The 19,725-nt window shown below is 53.9% G+C and carries 24 protein-coding genes; 21 read left to right on the top strand and 3 right to left on the bottom strand.

Features of this window, described 5'->3' with window-relative positions; translation table 11 throughout:
* Positions 1-7 precede the first annotated feature (7 nt).
* Positions 8-1,720, bottom strand: a complete 1,713-nt coding sequence (locus tag AADEFJLK_RS13970) for a hypothetical protein (protein ID WP_103974785.1) — start codon at positions 1,718-1,720, stop codon at positions 8-10.
* A 231-nt stretch (positions 1,721-1,951) separates the two neighbouring features.
* Entirely contained in the window at positions 1,952-2,158 is a 207-nt protein-coding gene (locus AADEFJLK_RS24060) for a hypothetical protein (RefSeq protein ID WP_146054608.1), read from the bottom strand.
* A gap of 261 nt (positions 2,159-2,419) precedes the next feature.
* Between AADEFJLK_RS24060 and AADEFJLK_RS13965 the strand changes: the two genes are divergently transcribed.
* The 20 genes from AADEFJLK_RS13965 to hypF all read left to right on the top strand — a co-directional run bounded on the left by AADEFJLK_RS13965 (position 2,420) and on the right by hypF (position 18,334).
* Positions 2,420-3,496 carry a hydrogenase small subunit gene (locus tag AADEFJLK_RS13965; protein ID WP_088620884.1) on the top strand — a complete coding sequence of 359 codons (1,077 nt, stop codon included), beginning with the start codon at positions 2,420-2,422 and terminating at the stop codon, positions 3,494-3,496.
* A complete protein-coding gene (locus AADEFJLK_RS13960) occupies positions 3,496-5,292 on the top strand; it encodes a nickel-dependent hydrogenase large subunit (protein WP_103974696.1) in 1,797 nt (598 codons plus the stop codon). The genes AADEFJLK_RS13965 and AADEFJLK_RS13960 overlap by 1 nt, the downstream gene beginning before the upstream one ends.
* Before the next feature lie 11 nt (positions 5,293-5,303).
* The gene (locus AADEFJLK_RS13955; protein ID WP_103974695.1) at positions 5,304-5,903 is read left to right on the top strand and encodes a HupE/UreJ family protein; all 600 of its coding nucleotides are present in this window, start codon (positions 5,304-5,306) and stop codon (positions 5,901-5,903) included.
* Positions 5,904-5,912: 9 nt separating this feature from the next.
* Entirely contained in the window at positions 5,913-6,623 is a 711-nt protein-coding gene (gene cybH, locus AADEFJLK_RS13950; RefSeq protein WP_103974694.1) for a Ni/Fe-hydrogenase, b-type cytochrome subunit, read from the top strand.
* 2 nt (positions 6,624-6,625) lie between these two features.
* On the top strand, positions 6,626-7,297 hold the full coding sequence (locus AADEFJLK_RS13945; protein ID WP_088620888.1) for a HyaD/HybD family hydrogenase maturation endopeptidase: 672 nt from the start codon (positions 6,626-6,628) through the stop codon (positions 7,295-7,297).
* Entirely contained in the window at positions 7,297-7,605 is a 309-nt protein-coding gene (locus AADEFJLK_RS13940; RefSeq protein WP_088620889.1) for a HypC/HybG/HupF family hydrogenase formation chaperone, read from the top strand. The genes AADEFJLK_RS13945 and AADEFJLK_RS13940 overlap by 1 nt, the downstream gene beginning before the upstream one ends.
* A complete protein-coding gene (locus tag AADEFJLK_RS13935; RefSeq protein ID WP_088620890.1) occupies positions 7,602-8,021 on the top strand; it encodes a thioredoxin domain-containing protein in 420 nt (139 codons plus the stop codon). Before AADEFJLK_RS13940 ends, AADEFJLK_RS13935 begins: the two co-directional genes overlap by 4 nt.
* 83 nt (positions 8,022-8,104) lie before the next feature.
* Positions 8,105-8,953, top strand: a complete 849-nt coding sequence (locus AADEFJLK_RS13930) for a hydrogenase expression/formation protein (RefSeq protein WP_103974693.1) — start codon at positions 8,105-8,107, stop codon at positions 8,951-8,953.
* A complete protein-coding gene (locus AADEFJLK_RS13925) occupies positions 8,950-9,171 on the top strand; it encodes a rubredoxin (RefSeq protein WP_088620892.1) in 222 nt (73 codons plus the stop codon). The genes AADEFJLK_RS13930 and AADEFJLK_RS13925 overlap by 4 nt, the downstream gene beginning before the upstream one ends.
* On the top strand, positions 9,171-9,641 hold the full coding sequence (gene hybE / locus AADEFJLK_RS13920) for a [NiFe]-hydrogenase assembly chaperone HybE (RefSeq protein WP_103974692.1): 471 nt from the start codon (positions 9,171-9,173) through the stop codon (positions 9,639-9,641). The genes AADEFJLK_RS13925 and hybE overlap by 1 nt, the downstream gene beginning before the upstream one ends.
* Positions 9,638-10,825 (top strand): Ni,Fe-hydrogenase I large subunit, encoded by a 1,188-nt coding sequence (locus AADEFJLK_RS13915; RefSeq protein WP_103974691.1) that lies wholly within the window; start codon positions 9,638-9,640, stop codon positions 10,823-10,825. Before hybE ends, AADEFJLK_RS13915 begins: the two co-directional genes overlap by 4 nt.
* A gap of 6 nt (positions 10,826-10,831) precedes the next feature.
* Positions 10,832-11,173, top strand: coding sequence for a hydrogenase maturation nickel metallochaperone HypA (gene hypA / locus AADEFJLK_RS13910; RefSeq protein WP_088621355.1), 342 nt, complete (start codon positions 10,832-10,834; stop codon positions 11,171-11,173).
* On the top strand, positions 11,173-11,958 hold the full coding sequence (gene hypB / locus AADEFJLK_RS13905; protein WP_103974690.1) for a hydrogenase nickel incorporation protein HypB: 786 nt from the start codon (positions 11,173-11,175) through the stop codon (positions 11,956-11,958). The genes hypA and hypB overlap by 1 nt, the downstream gene beginning before the upstream one ends.
* 40 nt (positions 11,959-11,998) lie before the next feature.
* On the top strand, positions 11,999-12,214 hold the full coding sequence (locus AADEFJLK_RS13900) for an addiction module protein (RefSeq protein ID WP_088621735.1): 216 nt from the start codon (positions 11,999-12,001) through the stop codon (positions 12,212-12,214).
* Entirely contained in the window at positions 12,211-12,501 is a 291-nt protein-coding gene (locus AADEFJLK_RS13895; protein WP_088621353.1) for a type II toxin-antitoxin system RelE/ParE family toxin, read from the top strand. The genes AADEFJLK_RS13900 and AADEFJLK_RS13895 overlap by 4 nt, the downstream gene beginning before the upstream one ends.
* A gap of 43 nt (positions 12,502-12,544) precedes the next feature.
* Positions 12,545-12,775 (top strand): HypC/HybG/HupF family hydrogenase formation chaperone, encoded by a 231-nt coding sequence (locus AADEFJLK_RS13890; protein ID WP_088621352.1) that lies wholly within the window; start codon positions 12,545-12,547, stop codon positions 12,773-12,775.
* Positions 12,772-13,902 carry a hydrogenase formation protein HypD gene (gene hypD, locus AADEFJLK_RS13885; protein WP_103974689.1) on the top strand — a complete coding sequence of 377 codons (1,131 nt, stop codon included), beginning with the start codon at positions 12,772-12,774 and terminating at the stop codon, positions 13,900-13,902. The genes AADEFJLK_RS13890 and hypD overlap by 4 nt, the downstream gene beginning before the upstream one ends.
* Positions 13,903-13,973: 71 nt before the next feature.
* Positions 13,974-14,942, top strand: coding sequence for an SPFH domain-containing protein (locus AADEFJLK_RS13880; RefSeq protein ID WP_103974688.1), 969 nt, complete (start codon positions 13,974-13,976; stop codon positions 14,940-14,942).
* Positions 14,943-14,963: 21 nt separating this feature from the next.
* Entirely contained in the window at positions 14,964-16,007 is a 1,044-nt protein-coding gene (gene hypE, locus AADEFJLK_RS13875; protein WP_103974687.1) for a hydrogenase expression/formation protein HypE, read from the top strand.
* The gene (hypF, locus tag AADEFJLK_RS13870) at positions 15,971-18,334 is read left to right on the top strand and encodes a carbamoyltransferase HypF (RefSeq protein WP_346222716.1); all 2,364 of its coding nucleotides are present in this window, start codon (positions 15,971-15,973) and stop codon (positions 18,332-18,334) included. Before hypE ends, hypF begins: the two co-directional genes overlap by 37 nt.
* A 125-nt stretch (positions 18,335-18,459) precedes the next feature.
* Here the strand turns inward: hypF and AADEFJLK_RS25900 are convergent, their stop codons facing one another.
* Positions 18,460-18,588 carry a hypothetical protein gene (locus AADEFJLK_RS25900; protein WP_282957365.1) on the bottom strand — a complete coding sequence of 43 codons (129 nt, stop codon included), beginning with the start codon at positions 18,586-18,588 and terminating at the stop codon, positions 18,460-18,462.
* 267 nt (positions 18,589-18,855) lie between these two features.
* On the opposite strand from AADEFJLK_RS25900, the gene AADEFJLK_RS13865 reads away from it, so the two are divergent.
* On the top strand, positions 18,856-19,725 hold an 870-nt coding region (locus AADEFJLK_RS13865; RefSeq protein WP_103974685.1), incomplete at its 3' end, for an IS982 family transposase.

The raw sequence follows: 19,725 nt of genomic DNA, 5'->3' as shown, positions 1-19,725 counted from the left end.
AATACCTTTAGATGGCGCTGACGATATTCAGTAGCGATGGCATCGGGGCTTGTTGCGTTTGCCCGACATTGGTGACATAGACATCTTGCAACCCTAAGCTTGCGCTGGCGCCGACCGACACGACAATATTCAAAGCCGTGTATTCGGACGGATAAGTGTTGCCAGGTACGGCATAAGTGACCGGCATGGCCGACACCACTGACACGCTGATGGCCGGGTCGGAAAAACTGACGGCGGGCAGTTCGCCGCTTGCACCCAAGGCGACGGTGGCGCACACCAGCACCATCGGCACGTTGACCGCCCCTTGTGCCACCAGCGGTGCGATGAGGGTGCTATTGCTGACCAAACTCATCGGGAAATCGACACCGGAAATGCCAGTGGCGTACAGCCCTGTGAATACGGCCTGATGGAACAGTTGCGCCGGCTGTGCGTAAGACACGTCGGGGGTGCCAACGCAAGGGACTGCCGCTGCGACAGGAGCGGCATAGCCCATTGCGACAATTTGCATAAGAATTTGCTGGACGATCTGTCCTCCCCAATTGATCGGCTGTCCTTGGATGGTCATGTCGCCTACCGTGAAACCCAATTCCGCCGGCACTTCATAAGTCGCATGAAGAATAAAATTGCCGGGCATGGTGTTGCCGAACTCATCTACCAAACTATCGGAACCGCGTACCACTTGCCAGAAATCAGCAGGATTGGCGGTTTGTCCCTCAGGTACGGCAAACGTCGAAAAATTCGGGGTTTGGATATACAGGCCGGGCGGGTTGGCTAAACTGACGCTGTAGCCGCCGCTGACGGTTTGGTTCGTCTGATAGCCAATGTTCGGATCGCTGTTACGGTGCAATTGCCCATATTGCGCACAGCAAATCAAATCATTTTGCGGGCTGCCGACATTCGGTTCGCAACTTTGGATGCGCTGCACCGTTGCCGCCCCGGCCAGGCCAATCTCCGTTTGTAAGGTGTTAGGTGTGCTGGTCAAGTGCATCGCCCCGCCGTAGCTGTCAGTGGACACGGGGCCTGAGTTCCACTTGTTGAGCGGGTTGTAAACCGGGCGGCCTGTGGACGGGTCAATGACGGGCTGCCCGTTGCTGCCCATGAGTTGCAAGTCCGCCAATTGGATTTGCGGCTTGCCTAAGGTTTGTTGGTACAAAGCTAAAACTTGGTCAGGGTCTATCATCCATAAGGTGTTCCAATATTCGGGGTTTTCGCAAGTAAAATCGATACGGATGATTTTATTGGTGGCAGCATCACGGTAAACAGACCATTCGCAATATTCGTCTTGCCAACCGCGCGGGCCATAAGGGCCATAAGGGACTTGTTCGGTGGCAACGGGTGTGCAAGGGGTTTGCGGAATATTGCCGAATGGGGTGTAAACGGTTTGTCCGGCGGCATTGCTTGAGGACAGATACCCGGTGTCGCCCAACTCCAATTGCTGGGTACTGCTCAGTGTCGGGAAATACGCGGCAATCCGCCCCGGAAAAGCCGACCAAGTAATCTGCACATAAGCGCTGCTTGAAGCCGACGGATCCGTCAAAGGATTAAAATAATTGCTGGCGACGGGCGAATTGGTGGCATTCCATGGATTGCCGGCGATGCCTTGCTGGGTGAAACCATTCAAGTTGGTGTTCCATTGCGCATCCATCGCAGTTTGCTGGGTGGTATTGTTGCTGAAGTCTTGGATATTGGCGGGTGTCCAAAAACGGCTGATTGTACTCATGAGCATAGTTTCCTTATCAAAAAAGTTGAAAATAAACGCAGACATGTCGCCCTTGTTCTATGATGGGGCATCAGTATAATCCGTCAACACCTTTAAAAAAACTAAAAGTTTATTTCTTGATGATTTTTCGATATTTTTAGTGATAAACTACATCTGTACTCAGGTATGATTTCACAAACCGATAGAAAACACCTGTTTGATACTACCTGTTAACCAACAAGAAACCGTTATTTAAGGTAAGCGGGGGGGGGTTATCTTTTTACACCGCCATTCCGGCAAGCGTTGCCGTTTATTGGCGGCAATCCTGGCCAGATTCGGATTTAACAGCTTCCTCGTCCTATAACGGTCATGGCGTTTGGTGAAGCCGAAACGTCCGCGTAGGCTTTCAAGCAATTCACCCCGCCATTTGTCACTTTTGTCATATAAGCGACATGACATAACCGCTTTTACAGCGGCGGCATCCCCTATTTCCCCTGCTTTTATAAAGGTTTTTAGTCTGGCATTTATCCGGCATAAATGTTGCTTTTTGACTGCAACGCAGGATCAGCTATTTGGCAATAGCCATCACTGTGCCAAAACAATAATAAGCAAATACATCAGCGCTTCCAAGCGACAAAGCCACCGCCCCCATCAGGCGGCGGCAGATCAAGAAAAAAGTCGGGTCGGAAATGCGGTACTGAGAACGCCAGGAGTTCCTGAATGAATGAGACTTTTTACGATGTCATGCGTAGGCAAGGCATTACCCGCCGCAGTTTTCTTAAATTCTGTAGCCTGACGGCGGCATCCTTAGGGCTTGCCCCCGCTTTCGCCCCCAAAATCGCCCATGCGATGGAAACCAAGCCGCGTATCCCGGTGCTGTGGTTACATGGCTTGGAGTGCACCTGCTGCTCGGAATCGTTTATCCGTTCCGGCCACCCGTTAGCCAAAGACGTGATCTTGTCGATGTTGTCGCTAGATTACGACGACACCATTATGGCGGCGGCCGGGCATAATGCCGAAGCCATTATTGATGAAATTGTCGAGAAATATAAAGGTAACTATATCTTGGCGGTGGAAGGCAATCCGCCGCTGGCGGAAGACGGCATGTATTGCATTATTGGGGGCCGGCCTTTTGTCGAGCAGCTCAAATATGCGGCGGAAAGCTGCAAAGCCATCATTTCTTGGGGGTCTTGCGCGTCGTGGGGATGTGTGCAAGCCGCCAAACCGAATCCGACCCAAGCCACACCCGTACATAAAGTGCCGGGACTGGCCGACAAGCCGATCATCAAAGTCCCCGGTTGCCCGCCAATTGCCGAAGTAATGACGGCGGTGGTGGCGTATTTGTTGACCTTCGACAAGTTGCCGACTTTGGACAGGCAAGGCCGTCCGCAAATGTTCTACAGCCAGCGCATCCATGACAAATGCTATAGAAGGCCACATTTTGATGCCGGGCAATTTGTCGAACACTGGGATGATGAAGCGGCAAGGCAAGGCCATTGCCTATACAAAATGGGCTGTAAGGGGCCGACCACTTATAACGCTTGCTCAACCGTGCGTTGGAACGAGGGCTTGTCCTTTCCTATCCAATCCGGTCACGGCTGTATCGGTTGTTCTGAAGACGGTTTCTGGGATAAAGGCAGTTTTTATGAACGCCTCACCGATATTAACCAATTCGGCATTGAAGCCAACGCTGATACGGTCGGCGGTACGGCGGCGGCTGTCGTCGGGGTCGGCATTGCCGCTCATGCGGGCTTGACCGCACTGAACCGTGCCAAACAACCAGGAGCAGAACGCTAATGACCGTCACCAAAACCCCTAACGGCTTTAACTTAAATGACGCGGGCCGCCGCGTTGTAGTCGATCCGGTCACCCGTATCGAAGGCCACATGCGCTGTGAAGTCAATATTGATGAGGATAATATCATCCGCAACGCCATTTCCAGCGGCACGATGTGGCGGGGCTTGGAAGTGATCCTCAAAGGCCGCGACCCGCGCGATGCTTGGGCGTTTGTGCAGCGTATCTGCGGGGTCTGCACCGGGACTCATGCCTTGACTTCGGTACGCGCTGTGGAAGATGCGTTAAAAATACAGATTCCTGAAAACGCCAATTCAATACGCAACCTGATGCAGTTAAGCCTGCAAGTGCAAGACCATCTGGTGCATTTTTACCATTTGCACGCCTTGGATTGGGTGAATCCGGTCAATGCCCTGAAAGCTGACCCGGCGGCGACTTCGGCGTTGCAACAGTCCATCTCGCCGCATAACCCTAAATCGTCGCCCGGTTACTTCCGTGACACTCAAAACCGCTTGTTAAAATTTGTCGAATCCGGGCAATTAGGGCCGTTTAAAAACGGTTATTGGACAAATCCGGCTTATTTGTTGTCGCCGGAAGCCGATTTGATGGCGGTGACCCACTATCTGGAAGCCTTGGATTTTCAAAAAGATATTATGAAAATCCGCACGATCTTCGGGGGCAAAGACCCGCATCCGAACTGGCTGGTCGGTGGTGTGCCTTGCGCGATTAATATCGATGGCATCGGCGCAGTGGGTGCGATCAATATGGAACGCCTGAATTTGGTGTCGTCGATTATCGACCGCACCATCACCTTTATCGACCAAGTGTATATCCCCGATTTATTGGCGATTGCCCAGTTTTATAAAGGCTGGCTGTACGGCGGCGGCATCTCCGGGCAAAGCCTGTTGTCTTACGGCGACATCCCCGATAACGCCAACGATTATTCGGCGGCAAATTTGCTGATGCCGCGCGGGGCGATCATCAACGGCGATTTGACGAAAGTCCATGAAGTCGATTTGACCGACCCTGAGCAAATCAAAGAGTTCATCCCGCACTCGTGGTACCGTTACCCTGACGAATCATTGGGCCTGCACCCTTGGGACGGCATCACCGAACCTAATTATAAGCTGGGGCCGAATACCAAAGGCGACCGCACCCATATTAAAGAACTGGACGAAGCCGCCAAATATTCTTGGATCAAGGCCCCGCGTTGGCGCGGCCATGCGATGGAAGTAGGGCCGTTGGCGCGGTATGTCATCGGTTATGCGCAAGGCGATAAGGAAATCACCGAACAAATTAACTTTGTTTTGAAAACGCTGGACGTACCCGTCACCGCCTTGTTCTCGACCTTAGGCAGGACGGCGGCGCGGGGTTTGGAAGCACAATGGGCGGCTGGCAAGATGCGCTATTTTATGGACAAAATGATGGCCAATATTAAAGCGGGCGATTTGGCGACGGCCAATGTCACCAAATGGGACCCGCAAACTTGGCCTAGCAGCGTCAAAGGGGTGGGCTTCACCGAAGCGCCGCGTGGGGCGTTAGGGCATTGGCTGAAAATCGAAAATACCAAAATCGCCAATTACCAATGCGTAGTCCCCACCACTTGGAACGGTTCGCCGCGTGATGACCAAGGCAACATCGGGGCTTTTGAAGCCGCCTTAATGAACACCAAGGTGGAACGCCCCGAAGAACCCGTGGAAATTTTGCGTACCTTGCATAGTTTTGATCCGTGTCTGGCGTGTTCCACGCATATCATCAGCCCGGACGGCAGCGAATTAACCCAAGTCAAAGTCCGTTGAGGAGATTTTTTATGAACGATTGGCACAGAATCACGTTGCAATGCTTGTCCTTGGGCGGCTTGTTGGCGTTTTCCCATAGCGTATCGGCACATACTGGCCTGTTAGCTACCGATGGCTTTAGCCACGGCTTTCTGCATCCGTTTTTGGGGCTGGATCACTGTCTGGTGATGTTAGGTTTAGGTCTGTGGGCCAGTACCCAGAACCACCGTCTGGCCGGCCTAGCCGTTTTGCTATTTTTGGTGTTCATGGTGGCGGGGGCGTTATTCGGCTTGGCGGGTGGGCGCTTTGTTTATGTCGAGACCGGGCTTATCGTCTCGTTGCTGGCAGTCGGCACCGCGTTGGGCTGCGGTACGCAGCGGGTACCACAGCCCTGGCTTTGGGTGGCGGTGGCGGTTTTTGCCGCCCTGCACGGCTTGGCGCACGGCAGCGAAATGCCGCTTGCTGTGTCCGGGGTGGCTTATATGACCGGAATGGTGGCGGCTACGGCAATCCTGTTAGGCTTAGGGTGGATTTTAGGCTGGGTCGCCCGACGCGGCCATGCGATCGGCTTGCTCCACCTTTACGGTACGCTGACCGGCCTGACCGGGGTTTGGCTGTTATTCAGCGCCTAAGGAATTGCCATGACCGAGCCTACAGTAAACACCCCGCTGCCAGCGGTATATGTCTATGAAAAACCCATCCGGTTATGGCACGGCTTAAACGCCCTGCTGATCCTGACCTTGATCTTAACAGGCTATTTCATCGCCGCGCCGCTGGCTTCGGTAGGCGGTGAAGCCTCCGAACATTTTCTGATGGGTTACATCCGCTTCGGGCATTTTGCCGCTGGCTATCTGTTGGCGATAGGCTTGTTGTTCCGGCTGTACTGGGCGTACGCGGGGAACGGCTATGCCAAGGAAATCTTTCAGCCGCCGTTATTGTCCAAGGTGTTTTGGCAAGGTGTCGGCCATGAAATCCTCTGGTACGCCTTTTTAGCCAAAGAGCCGCGCAAATATGCCGGCCATAATCCTTTGGCCTTGCTGGCCATGCACTTCGCCTTTGTCTGGGGTTCGCTGTTTATGGTCATCACTGGCTTTGCGCTGTATGGCGAAGGGACTGGGCAAGGCTCTTGGCAATATAGCTTATTCAGCTCTTGGGTTTTGCCGCTGTTTGGCGGTAGCCAAAGCGTACATAGTTGGCATCATCTGGTCATGTGGCTGATCGTCTGTTTTGTGCTGATCCATATTTATGTCGCGGTGCGGGAGGATAAAGTGTCCCGGCAAAGCCTCTTATCGACGATGGTGACGGGCTGGCGCACGTTTAAAGACGATAAACCGCTGGATGATGTGCATTGACTATGAAGGTGTTACTGTTAGGCATAGGCAATGTGCTGTGGGCTGATGAAGGCTTTGGTGTCCGGGTCATCGGGCATCTGCAACAGCACTACCGTTTCCCTGATAACGTCACGGTGTTGGATGGTGGCACCCAAGGTGTCTATCTGGTCGAACATGTGCAGGCCGCCGATATTTTGGTCGTGTTCGACGCGATCGATTACGGCCTGCCGCCAGCAACGTTAAAATGCCTGGAAAACGCCGATGTGCCGAATTTTTTGGGCGCAAAAAAAATGAGCCTGCACCAGACCGGCTTCCAAGAAGTGTTGGCGATGGCGCAAATGCTCGGCGCTTATCCGCAGCATTTGTTGTTGGTTGGCGTACAGCCGGTGGAATTGGACGATTATGGCGGCAGCTTGCGGCCACAGATTAAAGCCCAAATCCAACCCGCTATAGCAATGGCTTTGGTTTATCTGGCAGGTTTTGGCATCAGTGCCGAACCTACCCGGACGGTAGCTAGCTTGGCCGACCCGGTGCTGGATCTGCGCCGTTACGAACAAGAACGCCCCAGTGCGGACGAAGCTTGCCGGATGGGTGACGGGCGGGTTTTACAGGCCGTTGATTTTACCGTATCTGCGCCGCCTTCGGCGGAAGGCTGTACTTTGCGGGTGGATGTCGATTATCGGGGCAAATACTGATGTGTATCGGCCTGCCCATGCAAGTTATCGGTCTACAGGGCGATACGGCCCTGTGCCGCTACCGTGGCGGTGATACGCTGGTTGATCTGCTGTTGGTCGGTGCGCAACCTGTCGGCACTTGGGTGTTGGTGTTTCTTGACACCGCCAGGGAAGTGCTGAGTGAAGAAAAAGCCCGGCAAATCGCCGATGCCTTGGAAGCCATGCACTTGATCATGGGCCAGCACCCTATAGAACAAAGCCAAATAGATGACCTTTTCGCCGACTTGGTCGGTCGGGAACCGCCCTTGCCGGAGTTTTTATTATCATGAGTTCACCCTTGCTTGCCCAATTGACTACCCGGTACGGTTATCCGGTACTGGATGCCGACAATTACGATTTCTTTGTCTATAGCCATAAAACCGTGGTGCTGTTTTTCAGTAACGACCCCAGCCAATTTCCCGAAAGCAACGATGTCGCGGTGATCCTGCCGGAATTGCTGAAAGCGGTTGGTGGCCAGTTGCAAGCGGCGCTGATCGCCAAACCTATCGAACGCGAATTACAGGCGCGGTTCCGCTTTACGGGTTGGCCGTCGCTGGTGTTTTTGCGCAATGGCGATTATTTAGGCGTTATTACGGGTATCCGCGACTGGCAGGAATTTATGCAAGAAACCGCCAAGATTCTCAGTAGCCCCCCTAGCATACCCCCCAAATTTGATTTGGATAGGGTTTGCCAAGCCGCCCATTGAGTCGTGGCAGCACAGCCTGTGGTTTTGCCAAATAACCAAAGCCCCCCCAGCCTATCTTTTCAGCCTTTTAAACCCCGATTATTATGACTTCAATCTCTCTGCCAATTTTTGGCCAAGGTAGCCAGCCGCCTGAACAAGACGGCGTTGCCTTGGAGTATTTGCCGATGCCGGAGGATATGGCGACGTATCGGATGCCGCAGTTATCAACGCAATTAAGCCTAACGCAGTTGCCACAGGCCAAAAATGCGGTGCAGCAATTGCAACAGGCCTTGAATGCCTTCCCCTTGTTGACGGCAGAAAATGACTTGAGCGGATTGTCTGCCGATAACCGCCAGTTTATCGACGAACTGCTGGGAGAGGGGGAGGTCAGCGCCATTTGTTCGGGTAGCCAAGAAATCCGTATCCAAGAATCGGTACTGGCTGGTGTTTGGCGTTTGCAGACCCTCAATAGCGAACGGCACATCGTCAAAGACACGCTGGAGGTCGGCATTATCCCCGCACAACTCCTGCACGGGGCGTTTGCGGGTATGGCAACGCAAATCGACACCCACTGGACAGAACTGCCTGTGGGGGTGATGAATGCGCCGCCGTTACTGGCGGAGCTGAACGCCAAAATTGCCGATTATCAGCCGGGCGGGGAGGCGCATACCATCAATTTGAGTTTGTTGCCGCAAACCGAACAAGATTTGCTGTTTTTAGCGCAACGGCTAGGCACAGGTACGGTGACGATACTCTCGCGGGGCTACGGCAATTGCCGGATTACCGCCACGGGTACAATGTTTGTCTGGTGGGTGCAGTATTTTAATTCGCAAGACACCTTAATCCTCAATACCTTGGAAGTCAGCGATGTGCCTAGCGTAGCCTGCGCTTCACCGGAAGACATTGCTGACAGTTGCCAGCGTTTGCAGGACATTATGCAGGTCTACTGGTGAGCGTGCCGTTTTTTGCCGGGTCTTATGCGGGCGATGCCTTAAGCTTGCCGCCGGAGACTACGCTGGAATGCAAAATATGCTGGTATGTCTATGACCCGGCAGTGGGTGATGAAGTCTGGCAAATCCCGTCCGGTACGGCGTTCGCCGACTTGCCGGCACATTGGAGCTGCCCGCAATGCGGCGCGGCAAAACAAGATTTTTTATTGGTAGACGGCTGATGCGTTGGCAGGATGGCAAGCAGCTCGGTTGTGCCTTGGAAACGGTGTTTAACAACATTTTAGCGACGCGTATGCAGGAAATGCCGGTGCTGAATAACGCCTTGTCTGTACAAGCCATTGGCTTTAGGGCGGTTGAGACAGATTGGCTGGGTATAGTGGTTACGCCGTGGTTTATGAACTTGCTGTTAGTGCCCGGACAGCATGGCACTTGGCAGGGGCTGGTGCCGGGCGGTAAAATCGAGCGGCATTTCCCTTATGGGCTGTTTGAGTTTACCGTAGCCAGCGAAGCGGCCATCGGCCTGTATGCGGCCTGTTCCCTGTTTTCGCCGATGTTCCTGTTCGATAGCCAAGCCGCCGCCGTCATTTCGGCACAAACGGCTTTGCAAGGCTTATTGGCAGTGCCTGCACCACACGGCATCAGCCGCCGGAATATATTGCGCGGTTCTATGCGTAGCAACAGCCCTGAATGACGCTGGCAGGCTCCCTCAGTATTGATCTTTACCACCAAGAAGGCAAGCCCTGCCGTGTGGCGATAGCCTCCAGCCGTCCTATAATAGCGGCCAGCCAACTGCTGTTGGGCAAAAGCCCGGAGCAACTGCTCGACACCGTAGCCTTGCTCTTTACGCTGTGCGGCAATGCCCAAGCCTATACCGCCTTACTGGCCTGCCGTGCCGCCTTAGGCATAGCAGCCGACCCCGCCGCCGATAATGCCCACAACATGCTGGTGCAACTTGAAACCTTACGCGAACACGCATGGCCAATTTTATTAACTTGGCCGGGTCTTATCGGTGCGGTTCCAGATAAAAAACCCTTGGCGGCATTATTGCAATCCATAGCGTTGTTTAAGCAGCAGTTATTCCGGCACGGCGAGGCGTTCAAACTCGATAGCCGTGCCGAGACCGATATTGTGCCGCTACAGCGGCTTATTGACGGATTGGCAGACCTGATTGACACGGCGCTTTTTAACGGTGGCTTGGCCGACTTTCAGCAGCTAAGGACGGAGGCGCAATTACGCGCTTGGCTACGGCAAAGCAATGCCTTGCCGGCGCGTTTGTTGGCGGAAGTTTATGACAGGGAATGGGCGGCATCCGGCCAAAATCAGGTCGCTTGCTTGCCGCCGTTGGAGGCGGCGGCGTGGCTAGAATATATCCGGCAACAAGATTTAACTGCCTTTAGCCGCTTGCCGCACTGGCAAGGCCGTTGTTTTGAAACGACGTTATTAAACCGCCAACGGGCGCAACCGTTAATAGTCGAATTGCAAGGCCGTTATGGCAACGGCCTGATCGTGCGCCTAGTGGCCCGTTTATTGGCGGTGGCCGATACGCCGACCCGTTTAAGGCAGTTGTTAGCTTGCCAAGATGCTGGGGCGGTATCTGCCCACAGCATAAGCTGTGACGGTCACGCCTTGGCACAAATCCAGGCAGCGCGCGGTTTATTAATACATCGCTTGGTGTTGAGGCAAAATAAGGTGTACGATTACCGGATTATCGCGCCTACCGAATGGAATTTCCATCCCGATGGGGTGGCCGCCCAAAGCTTGTTGCAATTAAAACCCGCCGCCCCTGCTGAGCTAAAATTACAGGCGGAGTTGCTGCTTAACGCGCTAGACCCTTGCGTCCGTTACACCGTAAACCTAACCGATAGTGGCAGGTAAAAAAACATGCATGAAATGTCGCTGTGCGAAAGCATTTTGCAGGTATTGGAGCAACAGGCGGAAGCTCAGCACTACCACAAAGTCAAAACCGTTTGGTTAGAAATCGGCGCGTTGGCCGGGGTTGATGCCGAGGCGTTGCGGTTCTGTTTCGATGTCGTTATGCAAGGCTCTTTAGCCGACCAAGCCCACCTTGAAATGGTTGCCGTACCCGGCCAAGCGTGGTGTTTGCCGTGCGCCAGCCATGTTACCGTGCAACAATTATATGATGTATGCCCGCACTGCGGCAGTTATCAATTACAGATCACTAACGGAGATCAAATGCGTATCAAAGAATTGGAGGTAGAATAATGTGTGCTGTCTGCGGCTGCGGCGAGGGTCACTCGCACGATCACGACCATCCCCATGATCATGCTCACGACCACGGTGCGGGACACTCACACGCCCATGCCCCCGGCTTAAGCCCATTGCGGATGGTGCAAATCGAACAGGATATTTTGGCGAAAAATAACCGTTATGCCAGCGAAAACCGCCGCTATTTCAGCGAACGCGGCATGTTGGTGCTGAATTTGGTATCCAGCCCAGGTTCCGGCAAAACCTCTTTGTTGACCGAAACCATCGCCCGTTTGCAAAATGAGGTCGCCATCACGGTCATCGAGGGTGACCAGCAAACCGCCCGCGATGCCGAACGCATCCGCGCCACGGGAGTTTCGGCGGTGCAAATCAATACCGGCAAAGGTTGCCATCTGGATGCCCATCGGGTCGGCCATGCCGTAGAAACCTTGCAAGCGCCCAAACACAGCCTGTTATTTATCGAAAATGTCGGCAATTTGGTCTGCCCTTCGGCCTTCGACTTGGGCGAAGCCCATAAAGTGGTGATTTTGTCCGTCACCGAAGGCGAGGACAAGCCCATCAAATACCCTGACATGTTCCATGCCGCCGATTTGATGATCCTGAACAAAACCGACTTATTGCCGTATTTGGACTTTAACAGCGAAGAGTGCATACAGTTCGCCAAGCAGGTTAACCCTAAGATTAAGGTCTTGTCCTTGTCGGCAAAAACGGGCGAAGGGATGGACGGTTGGCTGCAATGGCTAAAGGCTGAACTGGCCTTGCAGCGGATTGCTTATGCTTGATGGCAGAGGTTTTGCCGTTACCCATGTAGAGGTTATTAAAATGAACAGGAAACAATTATTTAACGAGGCGTTAAACTTACCGTTAGCAGACAGGGCGGCATTGGCTGAACAGTTGTTGGCGAGCATGGATCCGCCCATTCGGGAAATTGATAATTTATTGGCGCTTGAAGCCGAACGCCGAATTGACGGGTATGAGCGCGGCGAACTGCGCTCAAGCCCAGCCGAACAAGTTTTTAACCGCTTGGAAGCGAATTGATAGTCCGTTTCCTTGAAGTTGCCGAGGCGGAGTTGGAAGCGGCCATAAATTATTATAATCTGAAAAAAACAGGATTAGGCCAAGCGTTTCTCATAGAAATAAAGGCGACTGTCAGCCGTATAGCCAACTTCCCTGAAGCGTGGCAACCATTGGGCCAACGTACCCGGCGTTGTCTTACCCATCGGTTTCCCTATTGCGTGGTTTATCAAATACGCGACGATGAAATATTGATTATCGCCGTAAGCCATTTACACCAAAAACCGATGTATTGGCAGGGCAGATTATAATAGTTTTAAACACGCCTTATAACCCAACAAAAAACCTAAACTTATGTGCCTAGCCCTACCCGCGCAAATCATTGCCATCGACACCGCTACGGATATGGCCACCGCGTCGATTAATCAGGTCAGCGTTGAGGTGTCGTTGGCTTTAGTCGATGATGTCGCGCTCGGTGATTATGTGTTGGTGCATGTCGGTTACGCGCTGAATAAAATCGATGAGGAGGAGGCTTTAAAAACCTTGGCCTTATTTGCCGAAGCCGGTTTACTGTCCGCGCCATGAAATACATTAGCGAATTCCGCGAACATACGCTCGCCTTACAGCTTGCCAACGCGATTGCCCAAACCGTCAACCCTGAGCGGCAGTATCGGCTGATGGAGTTTTGTGGCGGGCATACCCATGCCATTTTCCGTTACGGCATCCAAGATTTAATGCCGGACAATGTCGAGTTTATCCATGGCCCCGGCTGTCCGGTCTGCGTATTGCCGACAGGCCGTATCGACAACGCCATCCAACTGGCCGAACAGCATGGCGTGATCCTGTGCACTTATGCCGATTTAATGCGCGTACCCGCGACAGGCCGCCACAGTTTGCTGAAAGCCAAAGCCAACGGCGGCGATATACGCATGGTGTATTCGACCCAAGATGCCTTAAAAATCGCCCGCGATAATCCGGCCCGGCAAGTGGTGTTTTTCGCCATCGGCTTTGAAACCACGACCCCGCCGACCGCCGTCATCATACGGCAGGCACAAGCCGAACGGCTGGACAATTTTTCGGTGTTCTGCAACCATGTCCTGACCCCGGCGGCCATGCAGGCCATCTTAGACGTACCCCGCCCAGCCGCTTCGGCACACGCCCCTCCGCTGTTAATCGATGCGTTTTTAGGGCCTTCCCACGTCAGTACCGTCATTGGTAGCCAACCTTACGAACGCTTTGCCGAACAATACGCCAAGCCGATTGTGATTGCAGGCTTTGAGCCTTTGGACGTGATGCAGTCGGCCTTGATGCTGATACGCCAACTCAATGAAGGCCGCCACGAGGTCGAAAACGAATACCGCCGCGCCGTTACCCCGCAAGGCAACCTGAAAGCCCAGGCATTGATGCGGGAGGTGTTTGAAGTGCGCCCGTACTTTGAATGGCGCGGCTTAGGGCTGATTGCCGACAGCGCCTTAACGCTGAAAGCCGACTATGCCGACTTTGATGCCGAACGACACTTTAACCTACCCGCCATCCAAGCCGCCGACACCAAAGGCTGCGAATGCCCCGCCATCTTGCGCGGCGTAAAAAAACCGCAAGATTGCAAATTGTTAGGCACGGTATGTACCCCGGAAAACCCTATGGGATCGTGTATGGTATCGTCTGAGGGGGCTTGTGCGGCGTATTGGTCGTATCGGCGTAACAGTCTTTGATGCCGCTCAGTGCCAATAAAGTAGGAATTGTCTCCAAAGGTGTCTTATAAGAACCATTAAGAAGTAGGACTATGAAAATGCTCATGTCGAATATTGCCGAGACTTCAACCAGTCAATTCAAATCATGGCTAGGTTACGGTTTGGCGGCCCTTTTGCTGGTCTATAACACCGTGTATACGGTTGACCCCTCAGAAATGGCCAATGTCCGCCGCTTAGGCAATGTCGTTTATGAACAGCCGATTAAGCCGGGGCCGCATTTTAAAATCCCGTTTATTGATACGGTCGATAAAGTGCAGGTGAGCCTGACCACGCTGCATATCCCGCCTTTTGATGTCAACACGATTGACAATCAAAAGATCACCTTAGATATGAATTTCAATTTCACCATCCCTAAAGACAAGGTCAACCACTTGCTTTACGAGGTCGGCAAAACGGGGGATGTCGATATTGCCGACAGCATTATCCCCATTGTCAAAGACCGTGCCGGACGGGTATTTAACAAAAAGAACACCACAACCATTTCCCAAAACCGCGAAGCCATACAGGAAGAAGTCACCACGATTGTCTTTAGTGCCGTCGTCGAACTGTTTGGCCTCCAGCCGCATAGCCTGCAAATTGCCCAGATTGTCTATTCGCCGACGTTTGTGCAATCCAACGAAAATGCCGTGAAGGCGAAAAACGATGCGGTGGCGGAACAAAACAAGCAAGTGGTGGAAACCGCGAAAGCGCAACAAAAAGTGATCGCTGCCAAAGGCGCGGCAGATTCCGCTATTGAAGCTGCAACCGGGGCCGCCAGATCGGTGGTAATTGAAGCGGAAGCCAATAAGACCAAACAACAGTTGGATGGCGAAGGGCAGGCCGCACGCCTGAAACTGGAAATTGCCGCGTTTAACAATAACCCCGAATTATATATCCGTTATTTGCAAGCCCAAGCCCAATTGCAATGGGACGGGCAAGCCCCGCAAGTGGTCAGTGCGGGTGGCGGTGCGGGGCAGAATGCCATTATTGTCCCCATGACGCTGCCGTCTGGGGTTAAGTAAGATGACAAAAATTCCTTGATAATGAAAAAAACCTACACCTCACGCCTCAACCTAAGCACGGGCAAAGTCGATTTAAGCCACGGCGGTGGCGGGCGGGCAATGGCCCAACTGATTGACGAATTGTTCATCAAACATTTTGATAACGACTGGCTGCGCCAACGCAACGACCAAGCCTTACTCAGCCTACCCGCCGGGCGGCTGGCGATCAGCACCGACGGCCATGTGATTTCGCCGTTGTTTTTTCCGGGCGGCGACATCGGTTCGCTGGCGGTGCATGGTACGGTCAATGATGTGGCGATGTCGGGTGCGCAGCCGCTGTATTTGGCGGCGGGCTTTATCCTCGAAGAAGGTTTGCCGCTGGCGGATTTGGAGCGCATCGTCATCAGTATGGCCGCTGCCGCCCAAAGCGCAGGTACGCCTATTGTCACGGGCGACACCAAAGTCGTCGAACGCGGCAAGGGTGACGGCGTGTTCATCACCACCACTGGGGTCGGCATCGTCCCGGAGGGTGTCAATATTGCCGGCCACCGCGCCCAACCGGGTTGTGCGGTGTTGCTGAGCGGGACTATAGGCGACCACGGTGTCGCCATTATGGCCGGGCGGGAAAACCTGCAATTTGCCACCCGCATCCTTTCCGATTCCGCCGCGCTCAATGGTTTGGTGGCGGCAATGGTCGCCGCCGCGCCTGCCGATATTTTCTGTTTGCGTGACCCGACCCGGGGCGGTTTGGCGACGGCATTAAACGAATTGGCGCAGCAGTCGGGGGTCGGTATGCTCATCGACGAAACCCAGATACCGATCAGGCCCGACGTGCAAGCCGCTTGTGAAATCCTCGGCCTAGACCCGCTGTATGTTGCCAATGAAGGCAAGTTGGTCTGTATTTGCCCCGCCGCCGCTGCCGAACGTTTATTGGCGGTCATGCGGGAACATCCCTTGGGGCGTGATGCCGCCATTATTGGCGAAGTGGTCGCCGATGCCCACGGTTTTGTGCAGATGCGCACCGCTTTTGGCGGCAAGCGCATTGTCGATTGGCCGGTGGGCGAGCAATTGCCGCGTATTTGTTAATGCCGGGTAAGGCCATACGGATACGCGGGCTGGTTCAAGGGGTCGGCTTTAGGCCGATGATCTGGCGGCTGGCTAGGCAACACCGATTAGGCGGCGAAGTGTGGAACGATGGGCAAGGGGTGATGGTCCATGCCTTCGGCAGCGCCGAAAACTTGGCCGCCTTCATCCGGCAAATACCGCTGCATATCCCGCCCTTGGCACGGCTGGACAGTCTGGACGTGCAAACCTTGGCTGGCTTGCCCGCTCCTGATAGCTTCCGCATTGCCGCCAGCCAAGACGGCGGGGCGCAAACCCCTATCGCCGCTGATGCCGCCACTTGTAGCGATTGTTTGGCCGAGATTGCCGACCCTGACAACCGCCGCTACCGTTATCCGTTCACCCATTGCACCCACTGCGGGCCGCGGTTGTCCATCATCAGGGCGATGCCTTACGACCGCTGCCACACCAGTATGGCTGACTTTGTTATGTGTTGGCACTGCCAACAGGAATACCAAGACCCCAACGACCGCCGCTTTCATGCCCAAGCCAATTGTTGCCCGGACTGCGGCCCTGCGCTATGGTTGGAGGATAAGCACGGTCAGCGCTTAGCGGGTACTGACCCGCTAAGCTTAGCCGCCGAACTGATCCGGCAAGGCCATATCCTTGCCATTAAAGGGGTGGGTGGTTTCCATTTGGCCTGCAATGCCGCCGATGCCGCCGCCGTCAGCCGCTTGCGGGCAGCAAAGCGGCGCGATGCCAAACCGTTCGCCTTAATGGCTAAGCATATCGGGATGGTGTCGCGGTATGCGCAGGTCAATGCGCAAGAAGCCTGCTTACTGCACGATAAAGCCGCGCCGATTATCTTGTTGAACGCACACGGCGCAACGCTTGCGCCAAGCGTTGCCCCAGATGATGACAAACTCGGCTTTATGTTGCCTTACACGCCGCTGCACACGCTGTTAATGCAGGATTTGGCCGCCCCTATCGTGTTGACTTCGGGTAATCTCAGTGACGAACCGACCTGCACAGACAACACGCAAGCCCGCGTAAACTTGACGGCTATCGCCGACTATCTGCTGTTGCATGACCGTGCCATTGTCAACCGTCTGGACGATTCGGTGCTGCGGGTAATGGCGGGCAAAGCCCGCGTGTTACGCCGGGCGCGGGGCTACAGCCCGGAGGTGTTGGCCTTACCGCCCGGTTTTGGCGACGCAAATGCCATTCTGGCAATGGGTGCGGAGCTGAAAAACAGTTTTTGTTTATTGAGCAATGGCACGGCCATTGTCAGCCAGCACATCGGCGATCTGGAAAACGCCGCCGTCCAGCAAGAGTACCGCCACCTGCTGGAGGACTACGGCAAGCTGTATGGCTTTAAGCCTCGCGTTATTGCCGTTGACCGCCACCCCGGCTATTTATCGACGCAATACGGTTATGCACTGACCGACACTTACGGCGCAACCGTCATACCCGTGCAGCACCATCACGCCCATCTGGCAGCGTGTTTGGCCGAACAGGGGGTGGCCTTAGATGCCCCGCCCGTGTTGGCGGCTTTATTTGACGGTTTAGGGTTGGGCGACGACGGCGGCTTATGGGGCGGCGAGTTTCTGTTAGGCGATTACCGCCAATACACCCGCCTCGGCCATTTGCAGCCAATGGCCTTGCCGGGTGGCTCCCAAGCCATGCGCGAACCTTGGCGCAACGCCTACGCGCACTTGCTGCATTATTTTACTTGGCCGTACTTGCAACAAACCTATGGTGAGTTGGAGATTATCCGCTTATTAGCCAGCAAACCCTTGGAGACCTTGGCGACCATGGTCAGCAAACAGCTCAATTCCCCACTAAGCAGTTCTTGTGGCCGTTGGTTTGATGCTTACGCCGCCCTGCTGGGCCTGCATAGCGGGCAGATCAGCTACGAAGGCCAAGCCGCGATAGCCTTGGAAAAGTTGGCAACCCCGCCGTTTGCTGACGAACAGGCTTACCCGGCGGCTTGGGTGATAGCCGAGGATAACGGCATGGCGGTGTTAAGTTGCCAAGGCTTATGCCAAGCGGTGTTAGATGACTTAAAGCGCGGGGCCGATAAAGCCCGGATTGCCGCGCGTATCCATCATAGCTTAGCTGACGTGACCGTCAGGGTACTGTGCCAACTCAGTACCCAAACAGGTGTTGACCGCATCGTGCTGAGCGGCGGGGTGTTTCAAAACCGCCTGCTTTTGGAGGCGGTGACCGGGCAATTACACAAGCACGGCAAAACCGTGCTGTCACCACAAGCCTATCCCCTAAACGATGGCGGCTTAGCCTTAGGGCAAGCAGTTGTTGCGGCGGCACAGGGCATTAGTCCCGAAACCTAGCCATTGGTTGGCAAATAAGAAGGTTACTGTGTAACTTTAGTGATACCCCACCTAAAAAATTCAAAGCTCTCTATGGGTTTCAAGGTCTTTTGATAAAATCCGCGAATGGAAACATCAATTATCACTCAACTGATTTTACCCGCGCTGGTGACGGCGGTGACGGGAATGCTGCCGTTGGCGGCAAAGCCTATGGTGACGTTGAAGTCGGTGAAGCCACCCACCCAGTTTTTAAAGGATTCGGCAGGTTTTATCATCGGGTGAATCCAAATAAACACAAAATATATATCGTTATAATCGCCAGCATCGCAATGATTCCTCCATATAAGAGGAAAATAAGTTGAGATCTTGATAACTTATCACAATAAATATAAGCAATTCCAATTGAAAATATTCCTATGGCACTAAAAACCATAAAAACGTATATCTTACGCGATGTTCGACTTTTTAGGGCGTGAAATTTTAAGGGTGACATTCTTGTCTTAGGTTCAGGTTAATCGAACTACCTTACCGGAGAAGCCGTCATGCCCGTCGAAGATTTCATCATTTATGTGTATTGTTGCGTATGCGATTGCTATGAAAAAGTGGCCCCCCACCCGCTGAGGAAGCGGGGCTTCCCGACCAAACTGAGTGACTGCGAAGCCATTACGATGGAGATTGTCGGCGAATTTATGGGCAAAGACCAAGACAAAGGGATTTGGGAATACTTCCGCAACCATTGGCATGGCCTGTTTCCTAACTTAGGGTCACGCAGCAGTTTTGTCAAGCAAGCCGCGAACCTTTGGGTGGTGAAGGGGCGTATACTTGGGCAACTGGCCAGACAACTTGGGGCGGACACGAACACCGTCCATTTGGTTGACGGTTTCCCGATGCCCGTTTGCAAGATCACCCGCGCCGCCCGGAGCCGCTGTTTCCGCACGGAGGCGGGTTACGGTTACTGCGCCGCCAAGGATGAAAAGTATTACGGTTTTGAAGGCCACCTTTTGACCGACAGCAACGGCATCATCTGCGGTTTTGCCTTCGCCAACGCCCCCATTGACGAACGCGATGTCGTCCCCGAACTTGCCGAAGGGCTTGGCGGGTGGCTGATTGGCGACAAAGGCTATATCAGGCCTTGGCTCAACTCAGAATTGGCAAAACGGGGCATCAGCTTGCAGACACCCTTACGGAAAAACATGGACGGCCCGCGCCCGAAGGCCTTCGTCAGGCAACTGACGGCCACCCGAAGGTTGGTTGAAACCGTTATCGGGCAACTGACCGAAAGGTTCCACATCGAACGGATCAGGGCGCGTAACCTTTGGCACTTGGCAAACCGTGTCATCCGCAAGCTGCTTGCCCATACCGTAGGGGTGTTTCTGAATTGTTGCCTGGGCCGCCACCAACCCCTCCAATTT

Origin of the sequence: Methylovulum psychrotolerans (genome assembly GCF_002923755.1) — a bacterium.
GTDB lineage: Bacteria > Pseudomonadota > Gammaproteobacteria > Methylococcales > Methylomonadaceae > Methylovulum > Methylovulum psychrotolerans.
The sequence above is the reverse complement of the archived record's forward strand: the minus strand, read 5'-3'. Positions and strand labels throughout refer to the sequence as shown.

Coding starts and splice junctions, on each gene's coding strand:
- AADEFJLK_RS13970 (WP_103974785.1), bottom strand. CDS start 1,720: ATGAGTACAATCAGCCGTTTTTGGACACCCGCCAATATCCAAGACTTC.
- AADEFJLK_RS24060 (WP_146054608.1), bottom strand. CDS start 2,158: ATGTCATGTCGCTTATATGACAAAAGTGACAAATGGCGGGGTGAATTG.
- AADEFJLK_RS13965 (WP_088620884.1), top strand. CDS start 2,420: ATGAATGAGACTTTTTACGATGTCATGCGTAGGCAAGGCATTACCCGC.
- AADEFJLK_RS13960 (WP_103974696.1), top strand. CDS start 3,496: ATGACCGTCACCAAAACCCCTAACGGCTTTAACTTAAATGACGCGGGC.
- AADEFJLK_RS13955 (WP_103974695.1), top strand. CDS start 5,304: ATGAACGATTGGCACAGAATCACGTTGCAATGCTTGTCCTTGGGCGGC.
- cybH (WP_103974694.1), top strand. CDS start 5,913: ATGACCGAGCCTACAGTAAACACCCCGCTGCCAGCGGTATATGTCTAT.
- AADEFJLK_RS13945 (WP_088620888.1), top strand. CDS start 6,626: ATGAAGGTGTTACTGTTAGGCATAGGCAATGTGCTGTGGGCTGATGAA.
- AADEFJLK_RS13940 (WP_088620889.1), top strand. CDS start 7,297: ATGTGTATCGGCCTGCCCATGCAAGTTATCGGTCTACAGGGCGATACG.
- AADEFJLK_RS13935 (WP_088620890.1), top strand. CDS start 7,602: ATGAGTTCACCCTTGCTTGCCCAATTGACTACCCGGTACGGTTATCCG.
- AADEFJLK_RS13930 (WP_103974693.1), top strand. CDS start 8,105: ATGACTTCAATCTCTCTGCCAATTTTTGGCCAAGGTAGCCAGCCGCCT.
- hybE (WP_103974692.1), top strand. CDS start 9,171: ATGCGTTGGCAGGATGGCAAGCAGCTCGGTTGTGCCTTGGAAACGGTG.
- AADEFJLK_RS13915 (WP_103974691.1), top strand. CDS start 9,638: ATGACGCTGGCAGGCTCCCTCAGTATTGATCTTTACCACCAAGAAGGC.
- hypA (WP_088621355.1), top strand. CDS start 10,832: ATGCATGAAATGTCGCTGTGCGAAAGCATTTTGCAGGTATTGGAGCAA.
- hypB (WP_103974690.1), top strand. CDS start 11,173: ATGTGTGCTGTCTGCGGCTGCGGCGAGGGTCACTCGCACGATCACGAC.
- AADEFJLK_RS13900 (WP_088621735.1), top strand. CDS start 11,999: ATGAACAGGAAACAATTATTTAACGAGGCGTTAAACTTACCGTTAGCA.
- AADEFJLK_RS13890 (WP_088621352.1), top strand. CDS start 12,545: ATGTGCCTAGCCCTACCCGCGCAAATCATTGCCATCGACACCGCTACG.
- hypD (WP_103974689.1), top strand. CDS start 12,772: ATGAAATACATTAGCGAATTCCGCGAACATACGCTCGCCTTACAGCTT.
- AADEFJLK_RS13880 (WP_103974688.1), top strand. CDS start 13,974: ATGAAAATGCTCATGTCGAATATTGCCGAGACTTCAACCAGTCAATTC.
- hypE (WP_103974687.1), top strand. CDS start 14,964: ATGAAAAAAACCTACACCTCACGCCTCAACCTAAGCACGGGCAAAGTC.
- AADEFJLK_RS25900 (WP_282957365.1), bottom strand. CDS start 18,588: ATGATAAAACCTGCCGAATCCTTTAAAAACTGGGTGGGTGGCTTCACC.